The 11,807-nt window shown below is 46.6% G+C and carries 14 protein-coding genes; 8 read left to right on the top strand and 6 right to left on the bottom strand.

The window, feature by feature from the left end:
- Positions 1-9: 9 nt before the first annotated feature.
- Entirely contained in the window at positions 10-981 is a 972-nt protein-coding gene (locus L4C42_RS20740; protein WP_353497202.1) for a calcium/sodium antiporter, read from the bottom strand.
- A 299-nt stretch (positions 982-1,280) separates the two neighbouring features.
- Here L4C42_RS20740 and mlaF point away from each other — a divergent pair, with 299 nt between their 5' ends.
- From mlaF to L4C42_RS20700, 8 genes are all read left to right on the top strand, one after another.
- Positions 1,281-2,075 carry a phospholipid ABC transporter ATP-binding protein MlaF gene (mlaF, locus tag L4C42_RS20735; RefSeq protein WP_353497201.1) on the top strand — a complete coding sequence of 265 codons (795 nt, stop codon included), beginning with the start codon at positions 1,281-1,283 and terminating at the stop codon, positions 2,073-2,075.
- Between the two features lies 1 nt (position 2,076).
- Positions 2,077-2,865 (top strand): lipid asymmetry maintenance ABC transporter permease subunit MlaE, encoded by a 789-nt coding sequence (gene mlaE / locus L4C42_RS20730; protein WP_353497200.1) that lies wholly within the window; start codon positions 2,077-2,079, stop codon positions 2,863-2,865.
- A 29-nt stretch (positions 2,866-2,894) separates the two neighbouring features.
- Entirely contained in the window at positions 2,895-3,380 is a 486-nt protein-coding gene (gene mlaD, locus L4C42_RS20725; protein WP_353497199.1) for an outer membrane lipid asymmetry maintenance protein MlaD, read from the top strand.
- Positions 3,381-3,404: 24 nt separating this feature from the next.
- Positions 3,405-4,037, top strand: coding sequence for an ABC transporter substrate-binding protein (locus L4C42_RS20720; RefSeq protein ID WP_353498734.1), 633 nt, complete (start codon positions 3,405-3,407; stop codon positions 4,035-4,037).
- Positions 4,037-4,336, top strand: coding sequence for an STAS domain-containing protein (locus tag L4C42_RS20715; RefSeq protein WP_353497198.1), 300 nt, complete (start codon positions 4,037-4,039; stop codon positions 4,334-4,336). The genes L4C42_RS20720 and L4C42_RS20715 overlap by 1 nt, the downstream gene beginning before the upstream one ends.
- A gap of 9 nt (positions 4,337-4,345) precedes the next feature.
- Positions 4,346-4,600: a BolA family iron metabolism protein IbaG gene (ibaG, locus tag L4C42_RS20710; RefSeq protein WP_353497197.1), complete on the top strand. Its 255-nt coding sequence runs from the start codon at positions 4,346-4,348 to the stop codon at positions 4,598-4,600.
- 9 nt (positions 4,601-4,609) lie between these two features.
- The gene (murA, locus tag L4C42_RS20705; protein ID WP_429761696.1) at positions 4,610-5,875 is read left to right on the top strand and encodes a UDP-N-acetylglucosamine 1-carboxyvinyltransferase; all 1,266 of its coding nucleotides are present in this window, start codon (positions 4,610-4,612) and stop codon (positions 5,873-5,875) included.
- Positions 5,876-5,947: 72 nt separating this feature from the next.
- Entirely contained in the window at positions 5,948-6,676 is a 729-nt protein-coding gene (locus L4C42_RS20700) for a 1-acylglycerol-3-phosphate O-acyltransferase (RefSeq protein ID WP_429761695.1), read from the top strand.
- A 49-nt stretch (positions 6,677-6,725) separates the two neighbouring features.
- On the opposite strand, the gene L4C42_RS20695 is transcribed toward L4C42_RS20700, so the two are convergent.
- The 5 genes from L4C42_RS20695 to arcA form a co-directional block, all read right to left on the bottom strand.
- Positions 6,726-7,115, bottom strand: a complete 390-nt coding sequence (locus tag L4C42_RS20695) for a RidA family protein (protein ID WP_353497194.1) — start codon at positions 7,113-7,115, stop codon at positions 6,726-6,728.
- Positions 7,116-7,236: 121 nt separating this feature from the next.
- Complete coding sequence (gene pyrI, locus L4C42_RS20690; RefSeq protein WP_112463130.1) at positions 7,237-7,698, bottom strand: aspartate carbamoyltransferase regulatory subunit; 462 nt, start codon at positions 7,696-7,698, stop codon at positions 7,237-7,239.
- Between the two features lie 12 nt (positions 7,699-7,710).
- Positions 7,711-8,640 carry an aspartate carbamoyltransferase gene (gene pyrB / locus L4C42_RS20685; RefSeq protein WP_353497193.1) on the bottom strand — a complete coding sequence of 310 codons (930 nt, stop codon included), beginning with the start codon at positions 8,638-8,640 and terminating at the stop codon, positions 7,711-7,713.
- 278 nt (positions 8,641-8,918) lie between these two features.
- Positions 8,919-9,923: an ornithine carbamoyltransferase gene (gene argF / locus L4C42_RS20680; protein WP_353497192.1), complete on the bottom strand. Its 1,005-nt coding sequence runs from the start codon at positions 9,921-9,923 to the stop codon at positions 8,919-8,921.
- A 122-nt stretch (positions 9,924-10,045) separates the two neighbouring features.
- The gene (gene arcA, locus L4C42_RS20675) at positions 10,046-11,266 is read right to left on the bottom strand and encodes an arginine deiminase (RefSeq protein ID WP_353497191.1); all 1,221 of its coding nucleotides are present in this window, start codon (positions 11,264-11,266) and stop codon (positions 10,046-10,048) included.
- Positions 11,267-11,807 lie beyond the last annotated feature (541 nt).

The raw sequence follows: 11,807 nt of genomic DNA, 5'->3' as shown, positions 1-11,807 counted from the left end.
CAATTGCTCCTAAGCCGCCATGTTGGCAAATAGATACACTTGATAACCTAAGAAGAGCACAAACAAAATGCCCCCTTCGATGCGATTAATACTTTTCGACTTGCCAAGAGCCATAACGACAAGGAGCAAAGATAGCCCTAGCATTACCCAGAAATCTCGACCCATCGCATGTTCACTCAAAAGCGATGGATTAAGGACGCCTGGGATACCCATAACGGCAAGGATGTTGAATACGTTGGAGCCGATGATATTGCCTACGGCCATATCATCTTCCCCTTTGAGCACGCCGGCAAGAGAGGCGGCAAGTTCAGGTAAACTGGTACCTATTGCGATGATAGTTAGACCTATCACCAGATCGCTCATCCCAAAGTACTGAGCGATAACAACCGCGCTGTCGACCAAACGATCCGCCGCTAGGGGAAGCACAATCAAACCAATGACTACCCACATCGCGGCTTTGGCATTACTGACGCCTTCCGGTACTTCAGATTCTTGATCGTCTAGTAAGGCATCGGTGTTTCCGCTTTCTTTTTCAGCCTTGCTAATACGTAGCATGGCTAGGATGAAGGCAGCAAATAAAGCGAACAGGATGACACCTTCAACGAAACCAAGGTGACTATCCCAAAGAATAAGACCTGCAATCAGTGTGACCGCGATCATCAGCGGGAGTTCACGTCTCAGAACGGCTGATGAGATAGAAAGTGGCTTGATCATCGCGGTAATGCCGAGGATGAGTGCGATGTTAGCAATGTTGGAGCCGAGTACGTTACCTACAGCGGTGTCTGTTTTTCCTTCTAGCGCTGCGGTGGCAGATACCATCATTTCTGGGGCAGAAGAGCCCATCGCAAGAATGGTCATGCCAATCACCAGTGGTGAGATACCTACGTTGCGTGCCAACGCGGCAGCACCAAATACCAGTTTATCCGCACTCCATACGAGAAAAACCAGTCCAATAATCAGAAACACCACGGCTTCGAGCATGTTTAATTCCACTTTTTTTTTCTGAGACAATTGGCGGCTAATTTTGACGCTTTGTCATCCAAAATGGAAGCCAATCAATAAATAAAATACCGATAACACTGTTAATTACGTACCTTTACTATCAGCAAGCTGATAGTTTGTTGAACGAAGCTAGGAAGCTCAAAACAGGGAATGGCTTATTCATCTGGAGTATTATGTTGAATTGTTTATACAACTGAGTGAATGTTAGGGTTTTAATTACGGCCAGGTATCATTATCATGAAAGGTTATGAAGCTTGGAATTCGAGATAAGGAAGTCTATGTCAAACAATGACTTGGTTTCTATTAGCGGATTATCTTTTTCACGTGGTTCACGAGTTATCTTTGATGACATCGAATTGCATGTGCCAAAAGGTAAAGTGACCGCCATAATGGGACCTTCGGGAATTGGTAAAACGACACTACTACGCTTGATTGGTGGGCAGTTGATGCCTGACCAAGGAGAGGTGTGGTTTGATGGCGACAATATTCCAACGTTGTCTCGTAAACGTCTTTATCAAGTTCGCAAAAAAATGAGCATGCTGTTCCAATCGGGCGCACTGTTTACTGATTTGACAGTGTTTGACAACGTGGCATTTCCACTGCGTGAGCACACCGAATTAGATGAATCTATGATCCGCACGCTTGTGCTGCTGAAACTCGAAGCGGTTGGACTAAGAGGCGCGGCAGAGTTGATGCCGAGCGAACTCTCAGGCGGTATGGCACGACGCGCTGCATTAGCAAGAGCCATTGCCCTTGATCCCGAGTTGATTCTCTATGATGAGCCGTTTGTCGGCCAAGATCCCATTACCATGGGGGTGCTAGTAGAGCTTATCCGTAAGCTCAATAACGCACTAAATGTCACTTCTGTCGTCGTGTCCCATGATGTGCCTGAGGTGATGTCGATTGCTGATTGGGTCTACTTGCTGGCAAATGGCAAAATTGTTGCCAAAGGGACGCCAGATGAACTGCGCAATAACCCAGCTCCTCAAATACAACAATTCCTCAAAGGCGAAGCCGATGGTCCGGTGCCATTTCGCTTTCCTGCCTCTCCGTTAGAACAGGAGCTATTTTAATATGGCATCGCTTTCGTTGTGGGTTCAAAAAGTCGGTCAGCGCGCGCTTTCTGTGGGTTATGCATGGGGTCGGGCGACGTTTATGTTGCTGGGTGTGGTGTTATCTCGTCCGCAGCCGAAAAAGCATTTCCCATTGCTAATTAAACAGCTTTATAACGTCGGAGTGCAGTCTCTGGCGATCATTTTAGTCTCTGGACTATTCATTGGCATGGTTCTTAGCCTGCAAGGTTATGTGGTGCTGGTGGATTACGGCGCGGAAGGTAGCCTGGGGCAAATGGTGGCGCTATCGCTACTTCGAGAGCTTGGTCCTGTGGTCACAGCGCTGCTTTTTGCCGGGCGCGCAGGCTCTGCGCTTACTGCTGAAATCGGCTTGATGAAAGCCACTGAGCAGCTATCTAGTTTAGAAATGATGGCTGTTGATCCGATAAAACGTGTTGTGGCGCCGCGCTTTTGGGCGGGGGTCATCTCCATGCCTCTATTGGCGATGATTTTTATGTCGATAGGTATTTGGGGGGCACAGTTAGTGGGTGTGGACTGGAAAGGTATCGATCATGGTAGTTTCTGGTCAGCAATGCAATCTTCGGTGGAGTTAGGCCGCGATATTGGTAACAGTACGATCAAATGTGTGGTGTTTGCGATTACCGTAACTTGGATTGCTTTATTTAACGGTTATGATGCCATCCCAACTTCCGAGGGTATTAGCCAAGCCACGACACGTACTGTTGTGCATTCTTCGCTCGCGGTACTCGGATTAGATTTTGTTCTTACTGCCTTGATGTTTGGCAACTAAGCTTAAAACAATAATTAAAGGAACTCTTAATGCAACAGACAAGAAAGTTGGAATTGTGGGTAGGCAGTTTTGTGTTGTTAGGCCTTAGCGCAATCTTGTTTATGATTCTTCAGGTTGCTGACGTCAAGAGTCTAGGCTCTGGTGATACTTATACTCTAGAAGCCCGATTCGACAATATTGGCAGTCTAAAGGTGCGCTCCCCAGTCAAAGTGGGCGGCGTGGTCATTGGACGAGTGAGCGATATCCATCTCGACAAAGAGTCATTTCTACCGGTCGTCAGTTTGGCGATCAGCAGTGACTATCAGTTTCCGGACACCTCTAGTGCACAAGTACTGACCTCGGGATTGATAGGCGAGCAGTATATTGGACTGGTACCAGGCTTTGTTTTTGATGATGAAGGCTACTTAGCGGATGGTGACCGAATCGAAGACACGAAATCGGCATTGGTGCTAGAAGATATGATTGGCCAAGTGCTGTATAGCATCGGTGGTTCGGATGAGAGCAGCAAGGAGTAAGGGATGTTGAAGCGATGGTTTGAAATGTGTTCGGCGCTGATAGTGGCAATATTGCTCTCAGCCAATGCAATGGCAGATACAATTGATGCGACCAAGCCTTATGACATGATTATCAAGGTCTCGGATCAAGCTTTCTCGCGCCTTAGTGCGGAGCAGGACACCATCAAGGGCGATCCTGAACACTTGAAAGTGGTTGTAGAAGAAGAACTGATGCCACATGTGAATTATCGCTATGCGGCACTCAAACTACTGGGCCCCAATTTAAAAGGGGCTAAACGTGAAGACGTGATGGAGTTCATCAATGCCTTTCGAGCTTATTTGGCTACCTCTTACGCACAAGTACTGACGCAATATACTGGTCAGGAGGTGAAATTTGGTCCTGAACCCAAAATCGACGACAAGACGTCTATTATCGGCGTAAAAGTGACCATCATGGACTCGCCGCGACCGAACATTAATCTTGAGTTCAAACTCCGTAAGGATAAGAAAACCGGTGAATGGAAAGCGTTTGATATGATTGCCGAAGGCATCAGTCTGCTCTCCAGTAAGCAATCGGAATGGAACACCAAGATCCGTCAAGAGGGCATCCTTTCGGTTGCTGATGAGCTTGAACAGTTGGCGAAAGCGCCAATCCGTTTTGAGGGCAGCGGGAAGTAATGGAAGCAAAATTAGAACAGCGTACTGACACAAGCTTGGCACTGGTGGGTAATATAAGCCGCGATACTGTGCCGGCACTTTGGCGTGATGTTCAACGCATTAACTTCACTCAGCCAGAGATGAATTTGACGTTAGAACAGGTCGAGCGCTTCGATTCTGCCGGATTGGTGATGTTAATCCACTTATTAGAGCATGCAAAAAATCGAAAGTGTCATATAATGCTCAGCTTCGTGCCCGATGAGCTGAACATACTGTTTCAGCTATACAACGTTGAATCAGTCATAGAGAAACACATTTAGGAGTATCTTGTGGATAGCACAAAAGTACAGGAACTATTACAAAGCGCGTTGAACCTAGAAGAGCTTATCGTCAAAGGCGAAGGTAGCCACTATGAAGTCATCGCGGTAGATGCTCAATTTGAAGGCATGAGCCGAGTTAAAAAACAGCAGACGATTTACGCTCCGCTGATGGAATACATTCAGCGTAATGACATCCACGCAGTATCAATTAAAGCCTATACTCCAGAAGAGTGGGCTCGTGATAAAAAGCTGATGTCTCTTTAAGGTTTATTAATGGATAAGTTTCGAGTTATTGGATCGAACACGCCGCTGAGTGGCGAAGTGTCGATCTCTGGTGCTAAGAACGCAGCACTGCCAATTTTATTTGCTTCTATTCTGGCTGAAGAGCCGGTTGAAGTCGCCAACGTCCCTCATCTTCGCGATATTGATACGACGATGAAGCTACTGAGCCGCCTAGGTGCTAAAGTGCATCGTAACGGTTCTGTTCACGTTGATGGTAGCGAAATCAATGAGCTATGTGCACCTTATGACTTGGTGAAAACCATGCGTGCATCTATTTGGGCTCTTGGCCCGCTTGTCGCTCGCTTTGGTAAAGGTCAAGTATCACTGCCTGGCGGTTGTGCGATTGGTGCCCGCCCAGTGGACCTTCATATTCACGGTCTAGAGCAGCTAGGCGCGACCATCACGCTTGAAGATGGTTATGTGAAAGCGGAAGTCGATGGTCGCCTAAAAGGCGCGCATATCGTGATGGATAAAGTCAGTGTTGGCGCAACCATCACAGTCATGTGTGCTGCAACGCTTGCTGAAGGTACGACCGTGCTTGATAACGCAGCGCGCGAGCCTGAGATTTTTGATACCGCAGACTTCCTGAATAAGCTTGGTGCCAAAGTGACTGGCGCGGGTACAGATACCATCACTATCGAAGGTGTTGAGCGTCTTTCTGGTGGTAAGCACACCGTGGTTGCAGACCGTATCGAAACGGGTACCTTCTTGGTCGCTGCAGCAGTATCTGGCGGTAAAGTGGTTTGCCGCAATACCAGTGCACATCTGCTTGAGGCGGTACTGGCTAAGCTTGAAGAAGCGGGTGCTAACGTTGAGACTGGCGATGATTGGATCTCATTGGATATGACGGGTCGTGAGCTCAAAGCTGTATCGATTCGCACTGCGCCTCACCCTGGCTTCCCAACGGACATGCAAGCGCAGTTTACGCTATTGAATATGATGGCGAAAGGCGGCGGCGTGATCACGGAAACTATCTTCGAAAATCGCTTTATGCATGTGCCTGAGCTAATGCGTATGGGGGCAAAAGCGGAAATTGAAGGTAACACGGTTATCTGTGGTGATGTGGAATCACTGAGCGGTGCTCAAGTGATGGCAACCGACCTTCGTGCTTCAGCGAGTTTGGTTATTGCAGGTTGTATTGCACAAGGCGAGACCATTGTTGACCGCATCTATCACATCGATCGCGGCTATGAGCGCATTGAAGACAAATTGTCAGCGCTGGGTGCCAACATTACCCGTGTCGCGGGCGATGAATAACAACATTTAAGATTCAATTAGCCGAAATCCAAGGGTTTCGGCTTTTTTTTGAAGCCATTGTCGGAGAACAAAATGGTTGCTTTACTTCGCTGCATTGCAGTGGCTATTTTCGCCGTTGTGATGTTTGTATTTGGCTGTGGCTATTGCCTGCTCAGCCCAAGAAATCCAAAACATGTGTTTACCTTTGGCCGCTACTTTGGCGCTATGTCGAAGATCCTTGGCGTGAAGCTCGATCTGCGCCTTCCAGAAGACGCGTACAAACGTGGCCAGCACATCTATATTGCCAACCACCAGAATAACTGGGATTTGTTCACAGTTTCTTCAGCGGTGACGCCGAACGTGGTGACGGTAGGTAAGAAGAGCTTATTGTGGATGCCGCTTTTCGGTCAGCTGTACTACCTAACGGGTAATATTTTGATTGACCGTGCCAATCGCAGCAAAGCGAAAGGCACGATCGATCAAGTTGTGGATAGCATAAAAAAGAGCAATCTATCTGTATGGATGTTTCCTGAAGGAACGCGCTCTCGCGGTCGCGGTATGCTTCCGTTCAAGACAGGCGCTTTCCACGCAGCTATTGGCGCAGAGGTGCCAATCATTCCTATCGTATGCAGTAGCACAAGCCATTTAAAGCTGAATAAGTGGGATAATGGTCATATCATCATTGAGATGTTGCCACCTATCTCTATTGAAGGCTACGGCAAAGAAGATGTGCGCAAACTGGCGAATGTTTGTCGCGAACAAATGATAGAGAAGCTCGCTGAGCTAGACGCCGAAGTCGCCGAGCTTAACGCGAAGAAATAACTAAAAAAGGGTTGCCAATGGCAACCCTTTTTCTCTTCAACCGAAGCGATTATTTGCGAACCGCGATCGCTTCAATTTCAATTTTCACATCTTTTGGAAGACGCGCAACTTCAACACAAGAGCGTGCTGGGTAATTCGCTACATTGTGCTCATCGAAGAACTTGCCGTACACCTCGTTCACAGTACCAAAGTCGTTAAGGTCTTTAACGAATACCGTCATTTTTACGATGTCTGAAACAGTCAGGCCAGATGCTTCAACTACAGCTTTCACGTTGTCTAGAGACTGACGTGCTTGCTCAGAAATGTCTTCTGACACTTCACCTGTTTGAGGGTTCACTGGAATTTGGCCTGAAGTCAGTACCATGTTGCCTAGATCAACACCTTGAACGTAAGGGCCAATTGCTGCTGGTGCAGACTCTGTATGAAGTACTTTTGTCATCGTTGTATCCATTATGATGGGATTAGTAAGAGCTTAAGACTGCCTCTAGGACAAATAAAAATCAAGCCTACAACAATGAGAAATATTGTAGGCTTGAATGACTATTGACTTGTGATTAATTCTAGCGCTCAGTCACGATCTCGCGAGAGTAAACTTTTTCGCAATATTTACACTTCAAACGGATGTCTTCGTGCTTTTCGAATACCTTGAAGCTGCTGTCTACTGGCTCGTTGTGCGTAATGCAGTTGCTGTTCGGACATTCAAAAACACCGGTGATGGTTTCTGGTAGCTCTAACGCCAGCTTTTTGCACACTTCGTAGTTTTCAATCTGGTTCACTGTGGCATGTGGTGCGTACAGTGCTAGCTTGTTCGCTTGCTCTTCCGTGATAAACACGTTTTCAATCTTTAGCAGATCTTTGCTGCCTAGTGCTGATGACGGCAAGTTCAGGCCGATAGTCACGCGCTGCTTTGATTCATCCATCGCAAACAGTTTCAGCACTTTGATGCCAATGTTTGCTGGGATGTGGTCAATAACGGTGCCGTTTTTGATCGCTTCAACTTGCAATTGGGTTTCTTTAGCCATGACAATCTCTCCTTAAAGTGCTTCGTTAAGAACAAGGGCAAGCAATGCTTCACGAGCGTACACACCGTTTTCTGCTTGTTGGAAGTAATACGCGTAAGGCGTTTTATCAACGTCTACGGTGATTTCATCCACACGAGGCAGTGGGTGTAGGACTTTAAGATTGTCGCGTGCATCTTTCAGTGTCTCTGCAGACAGGATATACGCCGACTTAATGTGCGCGTACTCAGATTCGTCAAAACGCTCTTTCTGTACACGTGTCATGTAAAGGACATCAAGTTCAGGTACAACGCTGTCGATGTCTGTGTGCAGGCTAAATTGAATGCCGGCTTCTTCTAGCTCTTCACAGATGTAATCTGGCATCGCTAGCGCCTCTGGTGCGATGAAGAAGAAGCGTACGTTATCGAATTTCGCCAGCGCTTGGGTCAATGAGTGAACCGTGCGGCCGTATTTTAGGTCGCCCACAAATGCAACGTTGATATCATCTAAACGACCTTGCGTCTCATAAATAGAGTACAGGTCAAGCAGGGTTTGTGTTGGGTGCTGGTTTGCACCGTCTCCAGCATTGATAACCGGCACGCCGTTAGAGAACTCAGAAGCTAGACGCGCTGCGCCTTCTTGTGGATGGCGCATGACGAAGGCATCAACGTATGAAGAGATGACCTGTACAGAGTCTGCCAGTGTCTCGCCTTTTTTCGCCAGCGAAGTGTTACCGCCACTGTCAAAACCAATCACATCACCGCCGATGCGTTGGATAGCCGTTTCGAAAGAAAGTCGGGTACGTGTCGATGGCTCGAAGAAGCAGCTTGCCACGACTTTATTCTTGATTAACTCAGGTTGAGGGTTGGATTTTAGATGACCCGCGGTTTTCACAATGAGTTCTAGCTCCTCACGTGACAGTTCCGGAATCGAGATAATGTGCTTTTGATAGAGCGTATTCGCCATGTTTATCTTCCCTATAGTTACAACCAGACCAGATACTTTCTCTAAGTGAATTAGAGATTAACGACCATAAAAAAGCCCCCCATATTGGGAGGCTTAGAATTCGATAGGAAATAATAACGGTGCGTGATAAGCAAATTGCTTATCGAGAGTGTGTAGTGATGTCAAACTCGCTTGCGCCATTAATCGTTCCCCAGACAAATTGCCGAGAATTATACGCCCAAAATTTGCGAGCGCAAGCGATTACATCAAACATTTAGCGTCAATTATTGCCAACTTTGTTAGCTGCCTAAAGTGGCCACCATGACCGCTTTGATAGTATGCATACGGTTCTCAGCTTCATCAAAAACGATTGAATATTCAGACTCAAACACATCATTGGTCACTTCAAGGCCGTTGAGTCCATATTTATCCGCAATTTCTTTGCCTATAGTCGTCTGGTCATCGTGGAAAGCGGGCAAACAGTGCATAAATTTCACGTTTTTATTCCCTGTTGCTTCGATCATCGCCATATTAACTTGATAAGGTTTCATTAGAGCGATTCGCTCTTCCCATGCCTCGGCAGATTCGCCCATCGATACCCAAACGTCGGTATATAGGAAGTCACAATCTTTAACGCCGGCTTGTACATCCTCAGTTAGGGTGATGGTCGCGCCCGTTGTGTGCGCAATGGTCTGACATTCATCGACTAAGCTCTGTTCTGGCCAAAATGCTTTTGGTGCCACCAAGCGAATGTCCATGCCCATTTTGGCTGCGCCTACCATAAGTGAATTGCCCATGTTATTGCGCGCGTCACCTAAGTAAGCAAACTTGATTTGGTGCAGCTGTTTGCCTTTGCCGTGCTCAAGCATGGTTAGGAAGTCAGCTAGGATTTGAGTTGGGTGGAACTCATCGGTAAGACCGTTCCATACAGGAACGCCGGCATGTGCACCTAATTCCTCGACAATCGCCTGACCAAAGCCGCGATACTCAATGCCATCGTACATACGGCCTAACACACGCGCTGTATCTTTCATCGATTCCTTGTGACCAATTTGCGAGCCAGAAGGGCCGATATAAGAAACTTGTGCACCTTGATCAAAGGCTGCTACCTCAAAAGCACATCGGGTACGGGTCGATGCTTTTTCGAAGATAAGCGCAATGTTTTTGCCAACCAAGTTTTTCTGTTCTGTGCCAGCGTATTTTGCCGATTTGAGCTCTTTGGACATATCGAGCAAAAACTGAATTTCTTTTGGTGTGAAGTCGAGAAGCTTGAGAAAGTTCCTGTTCCGTATGTTGTAAGCCATGGTCCGTACCTCTGTGTTAATTGTTGATTCTATTTATACATACAAATTCTTATTTTGTGAATAATTATTTTGTTTAAGCGCAAAAAAAGCCCCTTATTTGGGGCTTTTGTAAATAGTTATGTTTAAATGCCATCACGTTCTATTGGACAACTCATACAGCGAGCACCGCCACGACCACGACCAAGTTCGTTCCCTGGAATGGTCAACACTTGAATGCCGGCTTTGTCGTATTTCTCATTGGTGTAAACGTTGCGTTCATAGCCAATGACAACGCCAGGTTTAACTGTCAGCACATTGTTGGCGTCGTTCCATTGCTCTCGCTCGGCTTCGTAGTTATCGCCGCCGGTGGTTATGATCTTAAGCTGATCGACATCCAGTGCGCTTTCGAGTGCTTTGAGATAGTTTGGTAGCTTCTCAACTTGCATTTGACCGTTATTCGATGGGGTTAAACGCCAAGTATCGAGCTTGTCATTGATGATTTCTGGATAGACTGAGAAGGTGTCGACATCCATGTGGGTCATGACTGTATCTAGGTGCATGCATGAGCGATGCTTAGGTAGGTCGATGGCAATGACTTGGCTTGCTTGCCCTGATTTGAACAAACTGGCTGCCAAATTTTCCACGCCTTGCGGTGTAGTACGCTCAGAGATACCGATCAGCACCGCCCCTTTACCAATGACGAGTACGTCTCCGCCTTCAATGTTGGCGTTGTCGTAATGGAGGTCTTCATCACCAAAGTATTTGATGAAATCTTGTCCTGCAAATGTAGGATGCCAGCGGTAGATAGCTCGAAGGTGATTGGTTTCGCGTTGACGAGCCGCCTTCATCATCGGGTTTAACGAGACGCCACCATACACCCAGCAAGAGGTATCACGAGTGAAGAGATGGTTTGGTAAAGGCTCGATGACAAAGTCGAGCGGCCTGCTCATCTTTTGCAATATCGAAGGTGTTTTGATTGGCAGCTCAGAGTAGGCAAGTCCACCAAGCAGCACAGTCGCTAAATGCTCGTTGTCCATTTGCGCTAAATATTGACGCAGCTCGCTGGCAAAAATAGGTCCGTAGCGAAAATCAGAGATTTGCGTATCGAGTAGCCAGGTTCTGGCATCGTCTACTGCGAGGGTTTCTACTAGCAAGTCATGAAGCAACAAAACCTCGACGTCTTGGCTGCGCAATGTGCTTGCAAAAGCATCGTGCTCTTCGCCGGCCGCTTCAACTGCCAGTACGTCATCGAACAATAGCTCATGACAGTTAGATGGGGTGAGGTGGGTTAGGGCTCTTTCTGGACGGTTTAGCAAAACGCGTCGTAATTGACCGACTTCCGAGCCGACATACAACTTACTCATTACGATTCCTTTCAGCTTGATCTGCCGCTATTTATGACAAGCTTGTTATCAAGATGCAAGTTTAATAACCAGTAAATATCACTGGTAACCGATTGCTTTGCAGTTAAATTGATTGATTGATGGTTTCAATACAGACAAAGATGGCGGTTTTTTGGCTATTTACATGGGAGGATGAATGCTTGGATATGCAGTGTTTTATGCTCACCCCTCCTCAATACTCATGTTTTTCATTTGAATAAATAACCATTCTGCGATGGATTTATGATTGATTAATGAATAAAACAAAAAGCTGGGCAGTGTTTGACGCTCTGGCGGATATGCATGCTTTATCTATAAATTTTCGGCTATTTAAGCTGAGCTCTGCGCCCACAATCAATACACCTAAAAAGAGGGAAGTCTTCGGTCATGAAAATGTTAAATTTATGTATATGTGATCTTGATCATACTTTGTCACCGATGCGATTTCGAAAAATAGTCAGCAAAGATCTCGTTTTGATCTTTCGATCTCCGGCGACTTCTCGTATTATTCATGCCGTTAACC

Source organism: Vibrio wakamikoensis, assembly GCF_050337275.1.
Classification (GTDB): Bacteria; Pseudomonadota; Gammaproteobacteria; order Enterobacterales; family Vibrionaceae; genus Vibrio; species Vibrio chaetopteri.
The sequence above is the reverse complement of the archived record's forward strand: the minus strand, read 5'-3'. Positions and strand labels throughout refer to the sequence as shown.